The organism is Dehalobacter restrictus DSM 9455 (genome assembly GCF_000512895.1).
In the GTDB taxonomy this organism is placed as follows: domain Bacteria; phylum Bacillota; class Desulfitobacteriia; order Desulfitobacteriales; family Syntrophobotulaceae; genus Dehalobacter; species Dehalobacter restrictus.
The window spans coordinates 2510271-2532330 of the sequence record NZ_CP007033.1 but is presented as its reverse complement, the minus strand read 5'-3'; the positions used below and the strand labels follow the sequence as shown (position 1 = coordinate 2532330).

General features: G+C 46.4%; 20 protein-coding genes and 1 tRNA gene. 17 read left to right on the top strand and 4 right to left on the bottom strand.

The annotated features are described in order from the left end of the window. Positions 1 to 89: 89 nt before the first annotated feature. From cimA to DEHRE_RS12090, 12 genes are all read left to right on the top strand, one after another. A complete protein-coding gene (cimA, locus tag DEHRE_RS12150; RefSeq protein ID WP_025206121.1) occupies positions 90 to 1691 on the top strand; it encodes a citramalate synthase in 1602 nt (533 codons plus the stop codon). 169 nt (positions 1692 to 1860) lie between these two features. Next, the gene (locus DEHRE_RS12145; RefSeq protein ID WP_051408119.1) at positions 1861 to 2466 is read left to right on the top strand and encodes a Maf family protein; all 606 of its coding nucleotides are present in this window, start codon (positions 1861 to 1863) and stop codon (positions 2464 to 2466) included. A gap of 29 nt (positions 2467 to 2495) precedes the next feature. Further along, positions 2496 to 3179 (top strand): RadC family protein, encoded by a 684-nt coding sequence (radC, locus tag DEHRE_RS12140; protein ID WP_025206119.1) that lies wholly within the window; start codon positions 2496 to 2498, stop codon positions 3177 to 3179. Between the two features lie 231 nt (positions 3180 to 3410). Next, complete coding sequence (locus tag DEHRE_RS12135; RefSeq protein ID WP_015044646.1) at positions 3411 to 4427, top strand: rod shape-determining protein; 1017 nt, start codon at positions 3411 to 3413, stop codon at positions 4425 to 4427. Positions 4428 to 4445: 18 nt separating this feature from the next. Beyond that, complete coding sequence (gene mreC / locus DEHRE_RS12130; RefSeq protein WP_025206118.1) at positions 4446 to 5312, top strand: rod shape-determining protein MreC; 867 nt, start codon at positions 4446 to 4448, stop codon at positions 5310 to 5312. Next, positions 5309 to 5824: a rod shape-determining protein MreD gene (mreD, locus tag DEHRE_RS12125; protein ID WP_025206117.1), complete on the top strand. Its 516-nt coding sequence runs from the start codon at positions 5309 to 5311 to the stop codon at positions 5822 to 5824. The genes mreC and mreD overlap by 4 nt, the downstream gene beginning before the upstream one ends. A 38-nt stretch (positions 5825 to 5862) precedes the next feature. After that, on the top strand, positions 5863 to 7941 hold the full coding sequence (gene mrdA, locus DEHRE_RS12120; RefSeq protein WP_025206116.1) for a penicillin-binding protein 2: 2079 nt from the start codon (positions 5863 to 5865) through the stop codon (positions 7939 to 7941). Positions 7942 to 8176: 235 nt separating this feature from the next. Then, positions 8177 to 8971, top strand: a complete 795-nt coding sequence (gene minD, locus DEHRE_RS12115; RefSeq protein WP_019224790.1) for a septum site-determining protein MinD — start codon at positions 8177 to 8179, stop codon at positions 8969 to 8971. Positions 8972 to 8994: 23 nt separating this feature from the next. After that, a complete protein-coding gene (minE, locus tag DEHRE_RS12110) occupies positions 8995 to 9288 on the top strand; it encodes a cell division topological specificity factor MinE (RefSeq protein WP_019224791.1) in 294 nt (97 codons plus the stop codon). A gap of 308 nt (positions 9289 to 9596) precedes the next feature. Further along, entirely contained in the window at positions 9597 to 10769 is a 1173-nt protein-coding gene (gene rodA, locus DEHRE_RS12100) for a rod shape-determining protein RodA (RefSeq protein WP_025206113.1), read from the top strand. A gap of 158 nt (positions 10770 to 10927) precedes the next feature. Continuing rightward, entirely contained in the window at positions 10928 to 11677 is a 750-nt protein-coding gene (locus tag DEHRE_RS12095) for a murein hydrolase activator EnvC family protein (protein ID WP_019224794.1), read from the top strand. Positions 11678 to 11755: 78 nt separating this feature from the next. Continuing rightward, positions 11756 to 12616, top strand: a complete 861-nt coding sequence (locus DEHRE_RS12090) for a M50 family metallopeptidase (RefSeq protein WP_019224795.1) — start codon at positions 11756 to 11758, stop codon at positions 12614 to 12616. Positions 12617 to 12698: 82 nt separating this feature from the next. Here the strand turns inward: DEHRE_RS12090 and DEHRE_RS12085 are convergent, their stop codons facing one another. Then, positions 12699 to 13247, bottom strand: coding sequence for a manganese catalase family protein (locus DEHRE_RS12085; protein ID WP_019224796.1), 549 nt, complete (start codon positions 13245 to 13247; stop codon positions 12699 to 12701). A 161-nt stretch (positions 13248 to 13408) separates the two neighbouring features. Here DEHRE_RS12085 and DEHRE_RS12080 point away from each other — a divergent pair, with 161 nt between their 5' ends. Together DEHRE_RS12080 and DEHRE_RS12075 are read left to right on the top strand one after the other, a co-directional pair. Next, positions 13409 to 14038: a methylated-DNA--[protein]-cysteine S-methyltransferase gene (locus DEHRE_RS12080; protein WP_019224797.1), complete on the top strand. Its 630-nt coding sequence runs from the start codon at positions 13409 to 13411 to the stop codon at positions 14036 to 14038. A 188-nt stretch (positions 14039 to 14226) separates the two neighbouring features. Beyond that, positions 14227 to 16101, top strand: coding sequence for a TIGR03960 family B12-binding radical SAM protein (locus tag DEHRE_RS12075; protein WP_019224798.1), 1875 nt, complete (start codon positions 14227 to 14229; stop codon positions 16099 to 16101). Between the two features lie 13 nt (positions 16102 to 16114). Here DEHRE_RS12075 and DEHRE_RS12070 read toward each other — a convergent pair whose 3' ends face one another. Beyond that, positions 16115 to 16537 carry a DUF2935 domain-containing protein gene (locus tag DEHRE_RS12070; protein WP_019224799.1) on the bottom strand — a complete coding sequence of 141 codons (423 nt, stop codon included), beginning with the start codon at positions 16535 to 16537 and terminating at the stop codon, positions 16115 to 16117. Between the two features lie 135 nt (positions 16538 to 16672). Between DEHRE_RS12070 and DEHRE_RS12065 the strand changes: the two genes are divergently transcribed. Both DEHRE_RS12065 and DEHRE_RS12060 read left to right on the top strand, forming a co-directional pair. After that, entirely contained in the window at positions 16673 to 17470 is a 798-nt protein-coding gene (locus DEHRE_RS12065) for a TIGR03936 family radical SAM-associated protein (protein WP_242836955.1), read from the top strand. A 51-nt stretch (positions 17471 to 17521) separates the two neighbouring features. Next, positions 17522 to 18826 (top strand): Rne/Rng family ribonuclease, encoded by a 1305-nt coding sequence (locus tag DEHRE_RS12060; RefSeq protein ID WP_025206111.1) that lies wholly within the window; start codon positions 17522 to 17524, stop codon positions 18824 to 18826. 234 nt (positions 18827 to 19060) lie between these two features. On the opposite strand, the gene DEHRE_RS12055 is transcribed toward DEHRE_RS12060, so the two are convergent. Continuing rightward, positions 19061 to 20356: a helix-turn-helix domain-containing protein gene (locus DEHRE_RS12055; RefSeq protein WP_025205019.1), complete on the bottom strand. Its 1296-nt coding sequence runs from the start codon at positions 20354 to 20356 to the stop codon at positions 19061 to 19063. Between the two features lie 301 nt (positions 20357 to 20657). On the opposite strand from DEHRE_RS12055, the gene DEHRE_RS12050 reads away from it, so the two are divergent. After that, a tRNA-Thr gene (locus tag DEHRE_RS12050) sits at positions 20658 to 20732 on the top strand. A 649-nt stretch (positions 20733 to 21381) separates the two neighbouring features. Here DEHRE_RS12050 and DEHRE_RS12040 read toward each other — a convergent pair. Continuing rightward, a complete protein-coding gene (locus tag DEHRE_RS12040; protein ID WP_019226792.1) occupies positions 21382 to 22050 on the bottom strand; it encodes a DUF6320 domain-containing protein in 669 nt (222 codons plus the stop codon). Positions 22051 to 22060 lie beyond the last annotated feature (10 nt).

Below are 22060 nucleotides of genomic sequence, written 5' to 3'. Positions count from 1 at the left end.
TTATTAATTTTGTATTTACAGGTAAAATGAGTTATTAAACATTTTTAAGAATTCTTTAGATGCACAGAGAGTTTTTGGGAGGGAAGAGAATGGCAGACAAGCGTATTTCAATTTACGACACGACGCTGAGGGACGGAGCTCAGGGAGAAGGCGTCCACTTCTCAGCCAAAGATAAGCTTTTCTATATGCAGAAAATGATTGAAGCCGGCATCGACTATGTGGAAGCCGGCTGGCCGGGTGCGAATCCCAAAGATGATGAGTTTTACCGTACGATGTCCTCCTGGGCGGATTCTGCCGAAAATCAGGACTGGCGTTTGCGGACGAGGGTCGTTGCATTCGGCAGTACCTGCAGAGTCGGCGAATCTCCGGAAAAAAGTGATTCATTGAACGGACTGATTGCTTCAGGAGCGAATACCTTGACGATTTTTGGGAAGACATGGAAACTTCATGTTGAAACGGTCTTAAGAACAAGCCCACAGGAAAACTTAAGAATCATCAGAGAATCTGTTGAATATCTTGTGAAAGCCGGTAAGGAAGTCTTCTTTGATGCAGAACACTATTTTGACGGTTGGCAGGACGACCCTGCGTTTGCGTTAAGCTGTCTGGAAGCCGCCATGCTTGGTGGAGCGAAAGGACTTGTTCTCTGCGACACGAATGGCGGTACCTATACCAGGGAGATCACGAACGGGGTGCAGATCGTCAGGCAGGAGCTTTCCCCTGCCATACTTGGTATTCATACTCACAATGATGGAGGGCTGGCTGTCGTAAATACGCTGGCGGCTGTTGAGGCAGGAGTGGATCAGATCCAGGGAACCTGGAACGGTTTTGGGGAACGCTGCGGCAATGCGAATTTAAGCACACTGATACCCTGGCTGCAGCTGAAATTAGGTTATCAACTGCTTGAACCTGAGGTTCTGCACAATATTTCTTATTTAAGCAGGTATGTGGCGGAACTCGCCAATTATCCGTTTGATGAGAAACAGCCGTTTGTGGGCAGAAGCGCTTTTGCCCATAAAGCGGGTATGCATGTCGATGCGGTCATGAAGAATAACAGAACCTTTGAGCACATTGACCCTGCTTCGGTCGGGAATGAACGCCGGGTTCTGATCTCCGATCAATCCGGAAAAGCAAATTTGTGCTTGAAAATGCGCCGGTTCAAACCTGAGATTGAAAAAGATGATCCGCTCGTGGAACTGGCGATGGAAAGAATTAAGAATGCCGAAAACGAGGGATTCCAGTATGAGACGGCAGAGGGAAGCCTGGATCTGCTATTATTGGAGATCCTCGGCAAATACGAACAGCCGTTTACACTCGAAGATTATCACGTTTGGAGTGATCCGCTGCGCGGTGAGCTTGACTCTGTCGCGGTTGTGAAAGTGCAGGTCGGAGACAAGCAGGTTCATATTGCAGCCGAGGGAGACGGGCCGGTTCATGCGCTTGACCAAGCTCTCAGAAGCACTTTGGGTGCCTTTTTCCCGGCTATTGAAGAGAGTGAGCTGACAGACTATAAAGTTAGGGTTCTTGACGGTTCCCGGGGCACAGGTTCAGTTGTCCGGGTTGTGGTTGAAACAAAGCATGGCGTCAATACCTGGGGAACGATCGGGGTATCCAGCAATATTATTAAGGCCAGCGCCAAAGCATTGCTTGATGCGCTCTATCTGGTTATCTTGAGCTCTCAGGGCAAGGCATAGACTTTTCCATTTTTGTCGTAAAAGTGTCAATACACGCTGGACTTGTCAAAAAAAGGGAATAGTGCTAGACTGATAGAAGACTTAACAGCCGGGGGACGATAACCCGGCTTGTTTATCGTAGCTTACGTTGATGATTTGAAGAATAGTAAGATGCTTAGGATGTGACAGAATGATGTTGATTTTGGCTTCGGCTTCGCCGCGAAGGCGTGAGCTTCTGGAGGAATGGGGATATGACTTCAGACTTGTCAGCGCTCCGGTCGACGAATATCTTCCGCCAGATGTTTGGCCTGAGACAGGCGTACAGGATCTTGCCAGACGCAAGGCGCTTTCCGGATTTGAAGCGTGGCTTGATTTAAGTGGTTCGGCTGATGATTTGGTTTTAGGCGCCGATACCATTGTGGTGCTGGACCATATTGTGCTCGGAAAGCCTGCTGACGAGGAGGAAGCGGAACGAATGCTTCTTAACTTAAGCGGAAAAACCCACCGGGTAATGACCGCGATTGCGTTAGCCGCAATGGACAAGGTTCGTCAGCAGATCAGCGTGGAGACTGCTGTTGAGATTACAACTGTGTCTTTTCGGGAGCTGAAGGTTCAGGAAATCAAGGATTATATTACGACAGGGGAACCGATGGATAAAGCAGCCGCTTACGGGATTCAGGGCGGAGCTGCCGGGTTTGTGACAGCAGTTAGCGGTTCCTGGTCGAATGTGGTCGGACTGCCGATGGAGCTTCTGGTGCGAAAGCTTGGGGATAAGGGGATTTCCCCTAAAAAATAAAAGATACCTTGAAGCATGAGGGAAAAGGGATGAATTACCGCCGGCTAAAGGACTTGCCTGAAGATTTAAAACCAAGGGAACGTCTTCATCAGCATGGTCCGGAAAACCTGTCCACCAAAGAAATACTGGCGATACTGCTGAGGACCGGTTCAAGAGGGGAAAATGTCCTGGAACTATCCGAACGAATCTTGACGGAAACGGGCGGACTGACTGGCCTGGCCAGATTATCCGTTGATGAATTAAAACAGGTTCACGGCATAGGACCGGCCAAAGCGGCTCAAGTCAAGGCAGCCTTGGAAATCGGCAAACGGAGTGTCTGCACTGATCCTATGTCACGCCCGGTGATCAACACGCCATCAGACGCGGCTGATCTGGTCATGGAGGAGATGCGGAAGCTCGACCGGGAACACTTCAGGATCATACACTTAAGCACTCGAAACAATGTACTGGGTATAAGTCCTGTATCGGTCGGGTCTCTCAATTCATCCATTGTGCATCCCAGGGAGTGTTTTAAGGATGCCATTCGGCGTAACACGAATACTATTATTTTGCTGCATAATCATCCGAGCGGCGATCCTTCGCCCAGCAGGGAAGACCTTGATATTACCAAAAGGCTTGTGGAAGGCGGAAAAATATTAGGGATTGAGGTATTGGATCATATCATCATTGGGGATAAAAAGTATGTCAGCCTGAAAGAACAGGGGATCATCTAGCCCGATCTTTAGCCTAACAGTACCACTGTCGAAAGATGACCACAAATATAAAAAAATATTGAAAAATAGGAAATATTCATTAATTTGATGCAAAAAAATGATATAATAAAACGATGCCATAGCAATACGAAATATGGTATGAAAAATTCCACTTTGTGGGAGACTGAGAAAAGACTGCCAGGCATCACTTGAAATTTGAAATGATTTATCTTGAAGGGAGATTTACAAAACATGGTTTTTTCCAAGGACCTCGGAATCGATCTGGGAACCGCCAATACCCTTGTACATATGAAAGGCAAAGGAATCATAGTACGGGAGCCTTCAGTGGTTGCTATGGATATAGAGAAGAACGAGCCTCTGGCGGTTGGAGACAGAGCCAAGGAGATGATCGGAAGAACTCCGGGAAATATTGTTGCAATCAGACCGTTGAAAGACGGCGTAATCTCGGATTTCAATGTTACTCAAAAAATGCTTAAATATTTTATCAACAGGGCTTTAGGATCAAAATTCTTATTTGCGCGGCCCCGGGTCGTCATTTGTGTGCCGTCCGGAGTTACCGCAGTTGAAAAAAGAGCTGTCAAGGAAGCAGCTCTTGCAGCCGGAGCAAAAGATCCGATTATTATGGAAGAGCCGATGGCTGCCGCCATCGGAGCAGGTCTGCCCGTGAGCGATCCTACCGGGAATATGATTGTCGATATCGGCGGAGGCACAACTGAAGTCGCCGTGATCTCGATGGGAGGCATCGTTACAGCCGGCTCGATCCGGGTAGCCGGAGATGAGATGGATGATGCCATTATTGCGTATATCAAGAAAACTTATAACCTCTCCGTCGGTTATCAGTCGGCTGAGAATATCAAAATGGAGATCGGAGCGGCCTATATGCCGGAAAAAGGTTTGACGTATGCCATCAAAGGACGCGATCTCCTGACAGGTCTCCCCAAGAACGTTGAGATTACTTCCGAAGAAATTGTTGAAGCCTTAAATGAGCCGGTAAATGCTATCGTTGATGCGGTAAAGAACTGCCTTGAGAAAACGCCTCCGGAACTGGCGGCAGATATCATGGACAGAGGCATTATTATGGCGGGAGGCGGATCACTGTTAAGAAATCTGGACAGGCTAATTGCCGATCAGACAGGGATACCCGTCCACCTTGCTGAGGACCCGCTTTCCTGTGTTGCACTGGGTACCGGTAAAGTGCTTGAGAATGAGGAAATTCTAAGAAGGATTGCCGCTATGCAGAAGAATTAAAAGCGGGAGGAGAAATCGGTGGGGAAAAAAATAAATCCCATGGGTATAGCCGTTCTCGTTTTTGCTGTTCTGCTGATCACTTTGACGACGATCCATTTGACCGGACTCGGCAGTCAGTCTCCGAACCCTGTCGGGAACGCCATGCAAAGAGTACTTTCACCGATAGAAAGTGCGATTTGGAATCTGGGAGATGGGATTAAAGATAATTTTCGGGCGATTTTCAGTTTTCGGACTGTCAAAGCAGAAAATGAGGAACTTCGTAAACAGGTAGAAACGCTCACGGGAGACAATCTTCAGCTCAAACAACAGGTACTGGCTGCCCTGCGCTATCAGGAACTTGATGCTGTTTTTCAAAGTCCCTCGCTGGAGAGCTATGAGAAAATTGGTGCCACCATTATAAATCGTAATCCTTCAGCCTGGTATCAGACAGTCACCGTCAATAAAGGCAGTGATCACGGCGTAAAAGTGGATGATCCTGTTGTTGCCAATCTGGGTCTGGTCGGGAAGGTCATTTCTGTCACCCCGAAGACCTCGGATGTTTTACTGCTACTCGACGGAGAGGGACAGGTTGGCGCCTTTGCCAGGGGTAATAAAGGTGAGGCAATTTTTGGGATTGTCAAAGGTACGTATAAGAAAAACACCAGGCTGAATTCCTCAGGAGAACTCGAAATGAATTTCCGGCAGGACGATGAAGTCAATGCAGGAGATTTGGTATATACTTCGGGTTTAGGAGAGGTCTATCCCAAGGACATTCCGATTGGTGTTGTTACCGAGATTAAAATTGATGCGAAAGGCTTGCTGAAAGTAGCCGCGATCGAACCCATTGTTGATTTTGATTCTCTGGAGGAAGTCTATGTAGTGAGCATTCCGGAGGACAGTCGATGAAACGTTTTATCGTAATGTTACTGATTCTTATTGTCTGTCTCATCCTCCCGGGGACGATCTTCCATTATTGGTCATGGGCCGGCATAAAACCTGATTTGGCCATGCTCTGGGTTATTTATATCGCTCTGCATCACCGGCCGGCTCAGGGAATTGTGTATGGGTTTGTGATCGGCCTGATTGTGGATTTCTATCTCGGAAGGTATATCGGACTCTATGCGATCATTTTAGCTGTCGTTGCACTGCTGATCAGTATGCTTCAGCAGCGCTGGTACAGAGAAAACATTCCGCTTACCATGGTGCTCGTCTTTATCGTAACGGTTCTTGGGCAGACCCTGATGGCCTTGATTGCAACCACCGCTGGACTTAACTGGTACCTCGGGGATGCCGTAAAGGTCATTCTGGGCATTTCTTTCTACAACTGCCTATTGGTTCCGCTTACCTATCCCTTCATCCACAAGTCTTTTACAGAAGGAATTTTGCAACCTAAAAAGAAGATCGAACAACAATTATAGTGTTGGTTAAACATGATGCTTAATAGGAGATGAACACGATGGAAGAAAGGGAGAGACAACCCTATCAGAGGAGATTGACCTGGCTCAGTGTGGTTGTCATTCTTCTTTTTTTGATTTTAGGATTTAATCTATGGTGGCTGCAGATTGCCAAAGCGTCCTATTATTCGAACCTGGCGGCCGGTAATGTGATGAAAACGGTCACGACGTCCGCGGTCCGCGGAGAGATTGTGGACAGCAACAATATCGTTTTGGCCCAAAGCGTGCCGAGTTTTGCGCTGACCCTGGACTGGACTGACCTGCAGAAAGTGAACACCAACTGGAAAGATGTTGTTGCTAACCTCGCAGAATATATTAAACCGTACTGGCCTTATCCAAACCAATCGGTAGAATTGATTACCGAGGATCTTTTGGTGATGATTCGTAACCAGCAGTGGAAGAGCTACAAGACGGTTGTCATTCTGGAAGATATACCAAAAGAACTACAGGCGATTATCGCCGAGCACAGCAATGAGCTGCCCGGCGTCAGCATTGAACCAATAGCGGAAAGGGTTTATCCGCAAAAGACACTGCTTGGTCAGATCTTGGGTTATGTTAGGGAAATAAGCGAGAGTGAAATTGAACAATTCAATGAGCAGGCAGAGTCCAATGATGACGAATATCGCTACACGCAGGGTGACCTTGTAGGGAAAATGGGCGTGGAAAAAAGTTACGATACCTGGCTGCGCGGCAGTCATGGCGTAGAAATTGTCAGCGTCGACGGCAACGCGAGACCGATCGACAAAGAAACGCTCCAGGAAGCCCAGGCAGGTTGTACCCTGCAGCTGACCATCGACAGCAAGATGCAGCGTGTCGTGGAGAACGAACTGGACAGAGTGATCAAGGATATTCAGAAGACCCATCCCGATGCCCAGGCCGGCGCGGCGGTGGTCATCGATGTGAATACAGGCAAAATACTGGCCATGGCTTCCCGTCCTTTCATGGATCCGAATGACCTGATCGGGACAATTTCGGAGGAAACTGCTCAAAAGTATTTCAGCAGTGAAGATGCCGCATCATTCAACCGGGCGCTGACCGGTACGTATCCTCCCGGTTCGACTTTTAAGATGATTACGGGAATGGCTGCTCTGGAAGCAGGCGTCATTACACCGGACGATACTTTTATGGATACCATGTCTTCGCTGGGGTCCCCGGATGTACAAAGTGCAGGGGTCGCCGAGTGGGGTGGAAATAACTTTGGCAGGGTGAACCTTTATAGCGGGCTTGCGCATTCTTCCAACATCTATTTCCAGATTGTTGGCCGCCGGGTTTATGAGAAAAATCCGGAGCTGATCAAGAAAATTGCCAATGAATTTGGCCTGGGGGTTACTAGCGGTGTAGATTTACCGTATGAAGCGGAAGGAAATGTGCCTTCCCCGGCCTGGAAGGAATCTTATTATAAACCCTACTACGATAAAAAAAGAGAAGAAAAGCTTCAGGAAATTGGGGATAAATATGCGCAGCTTCTGGCCAGTGCAAAAGATCAGGATGAAAAAAATACACTTCAGCATGATAAAGAAGATGAAATTGCTCAGGCCGAACAGGAGTATAAAAATAACATTAATGAGTATGTAAACTGGCGGTTGTACGATAGTTTCAACAGTTCGATTGGTCAAGGCGCAAACCACTATTCAATTCTTCAGATGGCTAACTATGTCGCGACCATTGTCAATGGCGGAAAACATTACAAGCCTTATGTTGTGGACAAAATTCTTGACCCTGTGACCGGGAAAGTCGTTCAGCAGAACCAGCCGGAAGTTCTAAACGAAGTTTCTGTTTCCCAACAAAATATTGAAACGATCAAAAAAGCAATGTCGGAAGTAACGAGCGGTGAGGGGACAGCGGCCTGCCTTTTCAGAGATATACCAGAGTTCACCGGCGGCGGCAAGACCGGTACGGCCCAGATCGGTTCGAAGGGAACATCCAAAGAAGAAGCTTATAACGGGATGTTTGTCGCGTTTGCACCGTATGACAATCCTCAGATCGCATTTGCCGGCGTGGTGGAATATGGCGGACACGGCAGTGAAACATCGGGTTATGTCGCGAAAGCAGCATTTAAATATCATTTTGGCTGGAAATAGTCATATAAATAAGAAATACCGGGGAATTTGATCCTCGGTTTTTTTCTTTGCGAAAGGAAAAGCAAAAGGGATTGTAGAATCTTCTTACACAGAAACAGATCAAAGCTCACGCTGGGCTAATAAGGTACTGGTTGAAATTCTGAAGAGGGGATTTATTTTTTACTTGGCAATGGAAAATTATAACTGAAATGTAAGACAATGCATTAATCATTTATGATGAAAGGCAGGCTTGGTTATGGGTGAAACAATTGTAGTAACTTCAGGGAAAGGTGGCGTAGGGAAAACTACTACAACAGCAAATTTGGGGACAGCCCTGGCTTTTGCCGGATTTAAAGTTGCATTGGTCGACACGGATATCGGCCTTCGCAATCTTGATGTTGTTATGGGCCTCGAGAATAGGATCGTCTATGATATTGTCGATGTTACAAGCGGCAGCTGCAGGATCAAACAAGCACTTATTAAGGACAAGCGGTTCAACAGCCTGCATTTGCTTCCGGCTGCTCAGACGAAAGACAAAACAGCAGTAAGCCCCGATGAGATGGAGGTTCTCTGCGAAGAGCTGCGTGAAGAATTTGATTATACGCTGATCGATTGTCCGGCTGGGATTGAGCAAGGCTTTTACAATGCAATCGCCGGTGCGGACAAAGCAATTGTCGTTACGACGCCGGAGGTCAGTGCGGTCCGCGATGCCGACAGAATTATCGGACTATTGGAAAGTGCGGATCTGCGTAATCCAAAACTAATTATTAACAGAATCAGACCACGGATGGTTAAACAAGGGGACATGATGGACATTGAGGATATCGTTGATATCTTGGCTATTGATCTTCTCGGTGTGGTACCGGAGGACGAGAAGATTATTGTATCGACCAACAGAGGAGAACCCGCAGTCATGGACGGCGTTTCCAAAGCGGGCGAAGCTTACCGGAGGATTGCACAGAGGGTAAGAGGCGAAGAAGTCCCATTAATGAATCTGGATGTATCGAATTCCCTGATGGATAAACTGAAAAATTTAGTTGGCATACGCTAGCCCTGCACTGGGGGGAGGTAATTATGTTGTGGGAATTATTATATCGTGTGCTGGGCAAGGACAATTCCGGAAGCCGTAGTCAGGCCAAAGATCGGCTGCGGCTGGTTCTGGTTCATGACCGTGCCACGATATCGCCCTACCTGATGAATCGCTTAAAAGAAGATCTGGTCAAGGTGATATCGAATTATATGGTGATCAACGAAGAGGGGTTGGAGGTATACCTGAATCAAGATGAGAGGGAAGTCGCGCTGATGGCCAGTGTTCCTGTAAAGAAAATTAGAAGGGACTATATGGAGAGAACACAGTCGATTTCGTGAGTAAATCGCTCAAGTCAAACAAAAAGGAAGCATTAAGCTTCTTTTTTTGTGAACAAGACTTTACATCGATGTATGGGGATCAGGCCTGTCCCAAATTCGCCCCCGGAGGCGATTTTGAATGCGCATTCGAATTTAGGACAGGCTGTCTATATGAGGTTTGTCTCGTAAGCCTGGACGGCTGGAGTCGGGCCGGGATGAAGATGTTCAACGTATTTTAGTAAGAAAAAACCCATACTTGTCAAGTTATCATTGTGAACGGAGAGATCTGTGATATAATCTTTGGTAGCAGCCGATATATGGAGTATTGTATGATAAAAGAAAGAAATTGGAATTTTATCAGAGGTCTCGATCTTGGAATGGTCCTGGCAGTTGTACTGCTTTTAGGGGCGAGCCTGCTGATCTTAAGCACGGCTTCCATCAATGTTATGGCGTCAGACCCGTATCATTATGTGAAAACTCAGGTGGTCTGGATCGCTACAGGAATTGTTCTTGCAGTCATTGTTGCGTTTACTGATTATGAAAACTATAAAAAGATCGGTATCTGGATCTACGCTTTCAATATATTCCTGCTTCTTCTCGTTTTTGCTTTTGGTTCTGAAGCGAAGGGTGCGCAGCGCTGGATACCTATCACCTCTACGCAAAGCATTCAGCCCTCGGAATTTGCCAAAGTGCTGCTGATTGTTACGTTTGCCAGCTTTCTCAATGAGAGGGAAGGAAAGCTGAATAATGTAAAGGATTTTATTCTACCCCTGCTGTTTGTACTGCCGCCTACTTTATTAATATTTCTTCAGCCTGATTTGGGGACTGCGATGGTGTTCGGGGCGATTTTTATTGGAATGATGTTTGTTGCCGGAGCGAATCCGATTAAATTTGGGGCGGTGATTGTCGGCTGCATTGGGGCGGCCATTGGTGCTGTTGCATTGCACTTAGCCACGAACCTTCCCGGACCGCTGAAATTTCTGGAAGGATTGCCGTTGCCTTTGAAAGATTATCAGATTAACCGGTTTATTGCTTTTCTGGATCCCGCCAAGGATACTTCAGGGGATGGATATCATGTTATTCAGTCGGTTTGGGCCATAGGTTCCGGAGGCATTTGGGGCAAAGGGTACCAGCAAGGCACCCAGGCCCAATATAATTTTTTACCTGAGCATCATACAGACTTTATTTTTTCAGTTGTGGGCGAGGAATTTGGCTTTATCGGAACATCGATACTGTTGTTTATATTCTGCATCCTGCTTTTGCGGATGGTTACCGTAGCCACCAAATCGAGAGACAGGTATGGGGTCCTGATTGTCTCCGGAGTCGTAGCAATGATTGTTTTCCATGTTTTCATCAATGTTGGGATGGCTTCAGGAATCATGCCTGTCACCGGAATTCCTCTGCCGTTTATTACTTCCGGCGGCAGCTCGATGTGGGCAAATATGCTAGCGGTCGGGCTTGTCTTAAGCGTAAGTCGCAGAGGAGAACGACGAATGTTCTGACATCTTCAACGATAAAAGTTTACAAGCCATTATTCAAATCTGTAAAGAAATTTCTAAAAGAACATTTTCGTCAGGAAGATGTTCTTTTTTGCGTATTTGTTCATATTCTTTATTAGGGTTGTCTCCCTGAAGGAAAACCTTTATAAGGCGGTGGATGAATGGATCCGTTTGAGCGCTGGGATGACTGGGAATTTGAAAAGGCTGCCCGGGAGATCGGACGTGGTTACAGGGATGATCAGGAATATGTCAGGAGCGACTGGAAAGATCATCGGACTTATTTCAATAAAAAACCTTCCGGAGGTCTTTTGGCCGATTGGAACGGCAGTCAGAAAAGAGTACTTCTTTCGGCTTTTTTGTTTTTAACGATTGTTTTCAGTGCCAGCGGAGAGGACTTTGTTTCCAAAGGTGTCTATGCTGTTTATCAAGGCGGTATGAGCAGTGGAAATATCTATGTGGCATTAAACACGATGGCAAAAGAAGCAATAGGCCTTCAGAACTCTGAAAGCCTGCCGGTGAATTCTGTAAAAGAAGAGATTTTTTATCCACCTGTAGCCGGAGCTGTCAAGGTAGCGTTTGAGAGTACAGATGAGGATGGGACGATCAGCAGCGGAATTGAAATTGAAAGTGCGCTGGGGACTGCTGTGCTCTGCCCCCAGGAAGGAGTTGTACTCGAAGTCAGTGAAAATAAAAAACTCGGAAAAGTGATACGGATCAACTTTGGCAATGGCTGGGAAGGCCTTTTGGGGAATTTTGGCGATATTAATGTTGAACGGGGTGAACCTGTTTCGATGGGGAAAAAATTGGGGACAGTCGGAGTCAGTTCAGCACAGGAAAAACCCTGGCTCTACCTAGAACTGCAAAAAGACGGTCAGCCGGTCGACCCCTTGACATACCTAATTCAGAACTAGTATATAAATTCAAAAATCCCGATTGTACTTAATACTTTTTAATCGATCTGCTAGGGATGGGGACAGAGGGGGATCAAGATGAAAGTTAAAGTTCACCCGACCTTTATCATCCTGTTAATCCTATGTATGCTTGCTGGTCAGGTTGTCAGGGCGCTTCTAGTCTTTAGTCTGGTTATTGTTCATGAAGCCTGTCATATACTTGCTGCAAGAGGTTACGGGATCAGGTGTAGGAGTATCGAGCTCTATCCCTATGGGGGGACGGCCGTTCTTGACGACAGTTTTGAAGGGAAAAAGAAGGAGGAGACAATTATTGCTTTTGCTGGTCCGGCCGTCAATGTCGTGTTGTTCTTTTTTATTCAGATTCTTCGTGAAAACGGAATCTTAAGCGGAGCATGGGCGTTGGAATTTGCCAAAACAAATTTCTGGCTGGCAGCCTTTAACCTGCTTCCTGTTCTGCCGCTTGACGGTGGTAGAATTGTCCGTGGCCTGCTGGCGGGGTCTTTTGGTTTTGTCCCGACCACCCGGTTCCTGGCGGCAGCCGGTAAATGCCTTGGGGGTGCTTTTGTTTTTGCTGGTTTCCTGATGCAGGGAATGGGCTTCTATATTTATGAACCGATTCTTTTTATTGTTCTTGGCATCTTTTTCTGGATTGGCAGCGGCAAAGAGCTGGACAATGCCAGAATTGTTTTTTTAAAGCAGCTCTGCCGCAAGAAAGAGCGTCTTTTGGCGCAGGGGCTGATGCCTGGAAGGAGTCTCGCGGTAAGTAGGGACACTGCGCTTAAACAGATTATTGATAAGTTTTCTGCTGATCATTTCAGTCTCGTCAGTGTAATGGGTAAAGACGATAAGATCGAAAGAATGCTAAGTGAGACTGAAGTTATCCAGGGCATGATGGATTTTGGACTCAATTGCATGGTCGGAAAATTAAAAGAAGAATAAAAAAAGATCATATAGAATGGAATACTGTGGTAATGATCCAAAAGCATGTAAATATCATGCACCGGTAAATATAGAGAAGCATTCAGACTGGGAAGCTCATTCGATATTCCCTGATTAATGTGCTAAAACTTCCTGGGGCAGCACCCTGAAGGATCATAGCTTGGGACTTTTCAAAAAGGTGTTTGTGGACATCTTCTCTGTCACCCAGAAAGCGAATCATCTTTTTCAGACCAGGATCGCTGGTCATTGTCAAATGTGTGTCATAAAGCATTTTTGCGCGGATCTCAGCTTCAGCATCGGCCTGCAGCATCGCAACAGGATCAAGGCTTTGATCGACATAGGTCAGGTCCCAGGGTATACCCTCGGAATTGACGTAGCAAAGTGGTGGTCCTCCAAGTCTGTTAATCGCCTCAGCAATCATCTCCATATGGCTATGTTCTTCTGCTGCGATAAGACCCAATAACTCCCTTACAAAGTGGTTGGGCATATTAGCACGGTGATTCATATACTGGGTGGCTGCGGAGAACTCGCTATCTTTCCCGCCGTAATGTTCCAGCATGATCCGGCCGAACTGCGGGTCTGGATAATTGACTTCTACTGGAAATAACAGCGCATCGGCGTATTTGAACATAATTTCCCCTCCAATACTTCTTTTCGCTTGCTTTCATACGAGCAATTACTGTATTATATTATCCTATCTGAGAATTCGTCACTCTGTCTTTTCAGCTCGAAGAGGGTTGGACTGGCAGACCGGCTATTCAAATAGGTGAAGGGAGCTGGTACCCTGTCAACATGAAAACGAACATGACCTATACCTGCACTGTGAATACACCTCTTGGAAAAATGACAGCTGCGGCAGTCCAAGATAAGCTAAGCGGTTTATGGTTCATTGGCCAGAAGCATTATCCTGCCGTTACTTCCGAATGGACAGAGAATCGGGAATATCCTGTTTTTGAGACGCTGCGTCGGCGGCTGGATTTTTATTTTTCGGGACAAGAAGGACAAGCTTGGGAAGAGGAACAGGCGGCAAGCACGGAAAGAAATGCGAAAGGTATCATGGCAGGTATTTCAGTTCCCAAAATGGATTTGTATCTGGCTCCTGTGGGGACCGACTTCCAGAAGGCTGTCTGGGAGATACTGCTGCAGATACCGTATGGGAAAGTCATAACTTACGGGGAAATTGCCCAACGTATTGCTCTGGCCCGGGGGTTAACAACGATGTCCGCTCAGGCGGTAGGCAGTGCAGTCGGGCATAATCCGATCTCCATTTTAATTCCGTGTCACCGTGTGATTGGCGGCAATGGAAAACTTACCGGTTATGCCGGCGGCCTGGACAAAAAGAAAGCCCTTCTGCGCCTGGAAGGTAGGTTTTTGCTTAAGAATAAGGTGCTGTGCTATAATAATTTATCCACAATTAAGTAATCCGTCTCCGTAATATATAGACAACGTCAAGCGGAACAGGGATGCTGAGCGCGGCACACGAGGGCTATGGATGGCCTAGTGTTACGATGCCATGGATGGCATAAAGGCAGGTCAAAGCCTTTATGCTGCCGAAAGCGTATATATTATGAAGACCTGCCTGGATAAATAGGCTCAAGGGGGAAATACATATGAATCAGAAGGATCGTGAATGGATTCGCCAGAAACTCGACCGGATTTTACCGCAGGTGATTAAGCCCGGTCGTTATGTCGGTGGTGAATGGAATATGGTAAAAAAAGACTGGGAAAAGACAGATGTACGGGTGGCATTTGTCTTTCCTGATGTATATGAAGTCGGCATGTCCAATCTTGCGTTACGTATCCTGTACGGCCGCATCAATTCTTATGAAGAGTTTCTCTGTGAAAGGGCCTTTGCTCCATGGCCGGATATGGAAGAAAAGTTAAAGCAGGGAGGAATCCCGCTTTACACACTGGAATCTTTTCGTCCTCTGCTGGATTTTGATGTGGTCGCTTTCACGCTGCAATATGAGCTCAGCTATACCAATTTATTAAATGTCCTAAAGCTCAGCGGGATACCGTTAAAATCCGAAGACAGAAAAAACGGGACGGAAAGTGGGGGTGCGTATCCCTTTATATTTGCCGGTGGTCCATGTGCCTACAATCCTGAACCTCTGGCGCCTTTTGTAGATTTCTTTTTCCTGGGGGAAGGGGAAGAACAATTTCCCGCAGTTCTTCACGTGATTCAGCAAGCCAGGAAAAACGGAAAACTGAAGGAAGCTATTCTGGTCGAACTGGCCCAGATTCAGGGAATCTATGTGCCGGGTTTTTATGAGGCCGAATACAAACCTGATGGTTCAATCCAGCAAATCACAGTCAGGGAAGGAATTTCTGAGACGGTCAGAAAGGCGGTGTTGCGGGACTTCAGCTCGGCCTACTTCCCGGAAAAAGTGATTGTCCCGTATACGGAGGCTATTCATGACAGGGTAATGCTTGAGGTCATGAGGGGTTGCACCAGGGGATGCCGCTTTTGTCAGGCCGGAATGATCTACAGGCCGCTTCGGGAACGGTCTCCTGAAGCATTGCTGGAACAGGCGGAGAAATCCATCAAGGCCACCGGTTATGAAGAAATCTCACTTGTTTCGCTGTCGACCAGTGATTATACTTGCATCAACGGTGTCCTTAAAGGTCTGATGGCTAAAATGGAACCCAAAGGGGTCAGTGTATCCCTTCCCTCACTCCGCCTGGATTCATTTGATGTTGAGATTGCCGAACAGGTCCAAAAAGTACGCAAATCCGGACTGACCTTTGCACCGGAAGCCGGAACCCAGCGCTTAAGGGATGTTATCAATAAAGGCGTAACGGAAGAGGATCTTTTAAGGACGGCAGAAGCATCCTTTAAAGGAGGATGGAGCAGTATCAAGCTGTATTATATGATTGGACTACCGACCGAAACCTATGAGGACTTGGACGGAATCGTCGAACAGGCCAGAAAAGTCCTAGAGTTGTCCAGAAAACTTGGGAAACGCGGCTGCAGGATCACAGTTTCGGCAAGTTCGTTTGTTCCCAAACCGCATACGCCTTTTCAATGGGCAGCACAGGATTCCATGGTGACTCTTAGAGAAAAACAGGAATACCTCCGCAAGAAACTGCGGGATTACCGGATCAAGTTTATCTACCACGATGTAGAAGCAAGCTTTCTGGAAGCCATATTTGCCAAGGGTGACCGCAAAGTTGCGGAGCTACTGGAATGGGCGGTTAACGCAGGTTGCAAATTTGACGGGTGGAGTGAGCATTTTCGGTATGATCTGTGGAAGCAGGGAATGGAGGAAATCGGCATTGACCCGCATTTCTATGCCAACAGGCGGATATCAGAGGATGAGATCCTTCCCTGGGACCATCTGAACTCAGGTGTCAAGAAATCCTACTTGCTTGGAGAATATAAAAAGGCCCTGACTGAAGCTGTCACACCTGATTGCCGGGAAAAATGCAGCCACTGCGGAGTCTGTCCGGATCTGGCCAGACCCGTAAAATTCAGTGCGCTTTAACTTTATACAGAACCTAGCCTTGACTGCAGATGGTCTGGGTGATCCCGATGAAATATTCAGATTCACGGATGATGTGTTTGATTACAGCTGCAGCAGTCGGATTCTTCTTGACTGCCTGACTCAAATCTAGAATTTCAAAAAGGAATTTTACAAACCGGCCGCTTTGTTCAAGAGAAAAGCTGATCAGACGAAGTGCCTGATCGGCGACAACCGGTTGCGTATTTCCATATCTGACCAATGTTTCAGTGAGCTGGACAACCTGGCTATGCGTCCTTGTCAGAGCCTGTTCCCATTCTTTAAGTTCTTCGACAAATTTTCTTTCCAGATCCGGCACGATTTCCCGGATGACGTTCGTATGCTCATATTCCTGGTGTTTCCAGAAGTTGGCCTCATCCAGCAATCTTAGCGGCGTCTGTTCGCCAGAAGAAAATTGCATTGAAATCCCTCCTCGTTTACAAGTAATGTATTCGGCTTTTTTACAAACATGCCGGAATAAAGAAAGGCTTTACAACAAAGCTTTGGAAGATAGCTCTGATATTTATATCTTGGAAAGATTGGAAAAGAGGCGGTTATGATGAAGATAAGGCTGGCCTACACCAAGAAAGGTGAAGCCCGGTATATTGCGCATCTGGATTTAACCAGAATGTTGGACAGGGCCCTGCGCAGAGCCCAAATTGAAGTGGCTTTTTCCGAAGGATTCAATCCTCATCCGAAGATTGCTTTTGGTCCCCCTTTGCCAGTCGGTGTGGAAGGAGAACAGGAATATGTCGATATTGAAGTCAAAGAGAATAAAGAACAAGAAAAGGACGCTATTCGGGAAGAAGCTGGAGAAGCAACAGAAGCCGGAGCATGTGATATTGGGAATATCGTTGAGCGGCTTCAGAGCCAGTTGCCCGAGGGCATAAAAATCATAGGCGCTGGGATCGCAGTAAAGGGAAGCAAGGCACTGATGGCTGTGATTAATCTTGCCAGATACCGGACCGAAGCGCCTCTCCTTCGTCCGGTCGAGGCAGAAGAACTCCGTAAAGCTTGCCGGAACTGGCTGAACAGGGACGAAGCAACAGGGATTCGCTATCAGCAGGGCAAAAAAATAGAGCGGAATATTCGTCCGTTTGTTAAAACCATAACACTGATTTCTGAAGAAGGGGTTATTTCTGCGGATGCTCAGAATTATCATGTACAACTGCGCCTGGATATTATTACCGGAAACGCTGGTTCAGTCCGGCCGGTTGAAATCCTGGAAAGTCTAAAAAACATGGAAGGACTTCCGGTAGATATTTCAGGCGTAACGACAACAAGGGAAGGCCTGTTTATCGAACAGTCCGACGGGATGCTCAGAAACCCACTCGAAGTGATCGCAACGATATAGTGTCATCTTAGAAATTTGGATTTGATACTAAGCCTGAAAGCAGGGATAAGATTGAAAGAGATTGTCATTACCACTGAGGATCATCGGATGAGGGCTGCGGTACTGGAAGAAGGCAGACTGGCAGAAGTCCTGGATGATTCCGGAAGAGAATCCCGTTTGGCCGGCAATATCTACAAGGGGAAGGTCAGTAATATTGTTACAGGCATACAGGCTGCTTTCATCGATATTGGGCTCGAGAAGAATGCCTTCCTCTATGCAGGGGATATTGTCAATCCAGAATATGTCCAGGTGCAAAATGTACCCGGATCGCCGGTGCCACCGATCGAGAGCCTCTTAAAAGAAGGCCAGGAGGTGATTGTTCAGGTCACCCGGGAAGCTGTCGGTAATAAAGGAGCAAGAGTTACGACCAATCTTTCACTGCCCGGGCGTTTTGTGGTACTCTTGCCCGGGAATCGCGGATATTTGGGGATTTCACGTAAAATAACGGATGAAACAGAAAGAGAACGTCTTAATCAACTTGCCCAGAATCTCAGCATTGAGAATGCTGGTCTGATTGTCCGGACGATGGCGGAAGGCGTTGCGGAAAAAGAACTGGCTGATGATATTGAAAAGATTTTAGAAATCAATCAGACCTTAACGGAAAGAATCAAAAGCAAGTCTGGCAAGGGACTGATTTACAGCAGCAGCGACCCATTGTCCCGTCTGTTAAGAGAAACGATCGACGAAGAGGTAACCAGGATTATTACCGATGACGGGGAAATGGCCGAGCTGCTACGGACAAAGCTCCGGGAAGTCAGATGCTCAGTTTCCGGGAAAATATGGACTGACTTTAAAGGGAATTTGTTTGAACGCTATCATATCGGTGATGAAATCCTGAAAGCATTAAAACCCAAGGTCCCGCTTGAAAGCGGAGGCTATCTGGTGATTGAACAGACTGAAGCCCTGACCGCCATTGACGTCAACTCCGGAAAATACACTGGAGAAAGCTCCCTGCAGCATACCCTGCAGAGTCTGAATATGGAGGCTGCTACAGAAATATCCAGGCAGATAAGACTTAGAAACCTTAGCGGGATTATTATCGTCGATTTTATTGACATGGAACAAAATGAGGATTGGAATCAGCTGCTGGAAATGCTGGAAAAGTCTTTTAAACAGGATAAGGTCAAATGTAAAGTAGTGGGGCGCACCAGGCTGGGGCTCGTTGAGGTAACACGCAAAAAAGAAGGTCAGACCTTAGCTGCCAGGAACACTGAAAAATGCCGGGAGTGCGGCGGAAAAGGCTGGCACGAGAGACGAGAGACGAGAGACGAAGGATTTTTTCATTTGGTGAGCGGTCAAAGTAAATGCAACCTTTGACAGAGTAAATATAGTGGGGTTTCATTGAGTCTGTCAAAATACTGGGAATAACAGGTATAGTACCTGTTAAAAATAGCCGATTCAGATTATATGGAGTGAAAATCTGCCAGCCGAGTTCTAAAAAAGAGTATACTAATAAAAGGGGTACCCGGAAATCGTTTTTCGGACAGAGTAACCGCGTCCCCTTGATCAGGATCGGTATGGATGTGTTCTGCGGGTTAAATGATACTGAAATTATTTTTTCAAAAGCGACGGCTTCAGCAGGATTTTATTAGCAGGAATCCTGCTGATTCCCAGGTTTTTAAGGACATCATCGTACCCGTAGATGAAACTAAACACATCCAACGGCGATTTGTCGCCCAGTTTCTCCCTGGAATAGGAGTTGATATGCGACATCATAAGGTCAATATCCCCTTGGCACAGGGCGTCAAACGATGTGCCTTTGGGCAGTATTTTCCTAATGAACTCGTGGTTCAACTCCACGTTGGGCTTCTGGTATGATGCGAATGGGTCGCAGTAGTACAGCCGCGTCCTGCGGCGGCCCTGTGCATCATACTCCAAAGCTTTCGGGTTTGAAAACTCTGAACCGTTGTCAGTGAGGCAAACGGAAAGAAGGCGGCTGAACACCTCTCTGCTAAGAGTTTCGTCTAGGCAGTTGAAGACGTCGATAACGGACTGGGAGGTATTGCGTTCCCTGATGAAGGCAAGCATCAAGTCACAGGACTTGAACATCATCGTGAGCAGGACCTTTCCACCGACACGCCCGATAACTGAATCTATCTCAACGACCGGAGCGTCTGATGCTTCCGTAAAGGCCAGGAAGTCGGCGTAGGTGCGGCCAAGCCTGCAGGTGCTGTCGATTTTATGCTCCACCGTTTTGGTTTTTCTGGGCTTAAGGCGGCAGACCCGGGGCATGTCAATGTTTCTCGCCTTAAAGAGTCCGCCGGAAACATAGCGGTAGATGGATTTCTCACTGACGATAAGCCTGTCGGCATTGTGGACTGCGATGTGATGAACAGATTGCCCACGCTGGATGAGGGGACTGATCCATTCGTCAAGGTAGAGCAGTTCATCCTCGGTAATATTTGCACCGGAGCGGGATTCCACCAGCATCTCTCGGTATGCCTCATGAGCATTTCTGTGGAGGTAATACTTTTTCCGTAGGACACACTGGTAAGCTTCAAGACAACCGTTGCAGACATACGGTGGATCATAAAGCCTGTGGCAGCGTCGCTCCTCGAATTCCTCGCATACGGCATTGCAGTAATTACAGCGGGAACACTTTCTTGTGCAATTAGGCTTGTCGGAGCAGATCTGCATTTTTTGGCAGACATTGAGATTGGCGCAGCGGTTATGGATACGGTATGGCGCATATTTATTGCTTTCAATGGCGCGGGCGCGAATTTCACGGGAAATGGTGGATGCGCTTTTTTCAAGGGTGACGGCAATCCGCTTAAGAGATACGCCCTCTCGCAGTAGCTGCTCAATTTGTAGACGCTCCGAATCAGTGAGATGCTTGTTTTTTGCCATGGTAAATTCTCCTTTGACTCAAAGATTCCCGCAGAACACATCCTAAAGTTCTTGTCGGAATATTGCCAGACTAAATGCAATCACTCCCCCATGGGGGAGTGAAGAAAAAGGAGACTTTCGATTGTAAGACTTAATGCCACTATTCTGTTTGAAGATTTAAATGCAATCACCCAGTAATGTATAGGTTGCATTTACAAAGTCAATTGAGGATTTTTTCATTTTCCCACATTTTTGATTAATTTACCCTTAACAAATTATTTTTCTTATGTTATACTGTTAAAGCTTATGGGTTACCAAACATGCCGATGTGGCTCAGGGGTAGAGCAGCTCACTCGTAATGAGCAGGTCGTCGGTTCGATTCCGACCATCGGCTCCACTAGAAACAAGACCTCTAGGGTTTTTCCTTGGAGGTTGTTTTTGTGTTTGTATGCGTATTGTGTGTCAGAAAAATTTACAATTTATTAATAGTTTTTACTCAGTTTTACAAATTGACCTTTGAAGTTGACCTTTTTTACTTGTGCATCAAAACCTGCACCAAAACGCAAGACTTTTTAATAAAGTTTATGCATGTACTATTTTAGCGCAAAATACCATTGATTACCAAGGTCCATGCAGGTTTTGATAGTTTTCAGCAGCCCCTATTTTGCTAATTGCTAAAATAAGCAGCAGGTAGAACGAATCTGGATGCTTTTTTAATATCCGAATTTATTCTAAATGTCATCCTTTTGGCTCCTGCTTCGGAATGCTCCTATGTCCCGATCAGTGAGCCGGTATTGTGACTTCTCAAAATTGAAGTTCAGATCGAAGGACTTTAGTTTTCCGCATCGATCTTCAATATTCTGTACGATTTTTGTAGTAGTTTCGCTCAACATAAGACATAGATCGTCTTTTGTAAATCCATTTTTTCTGATTATCATTTTGCAGCCCTTTACTAATATATTTATAGACAGAGTTTCCTGTGAAAGTGGTAATCGTCTATGTGGATAGGCATAATATACATTGGTAATATTTGGGTTGCAACCATGTTAAATATGCATGCGTTTGGCTAGTTCTGCCTTGATATTTTCCCCTTGAAAGATCAGGATCGCAGAGAGGAATATGATGCTGACGGCAACAGAGATTACGGAAGGGTATAGCACATGAATCCAGTCAAACAAGAGGAATATTACCGGAATGATGCCGAGAAGACCATCTAACAGAAAATAAGTAATGTAATCTCTGGCCCTGAGCTTCATAATTTTCGCCGTTACATACAGCACAAACATGGCGGAGACAAACAAAATAGGAACAACAAAGTCTAGGGACCAGCCCCGCCAGCCGGTTCCCCAGTCCCAGATAACACTGAGAAAAGATAAAATGGTTACCTGCCACATGATATTCTTGGTAATGTGATGCCTTTTCTTGATGACGATAATTAAACTCAGCCACATGCTGATGAGGCCGAATAAAGCAAAAACAGGCCAGTTTATACTCGAGGGGAATAACGCATAGACCATAAAACTGACGACCAGAGCAACGACAGAGGCAAAGATCATAATCCGCAAGGCCAGATGCCGTTCATAGAAAGGAGGAACCACCGGATAGATTTCCTGCTGATCGTAGGCACCATCGTGTCCCGGCAGAATATTTCCGCATAGGGGACAATTTCTTTTATTGCCGCGTATGCGGACCTGGCAATGACTGCAATATTGCATAAAGATGATC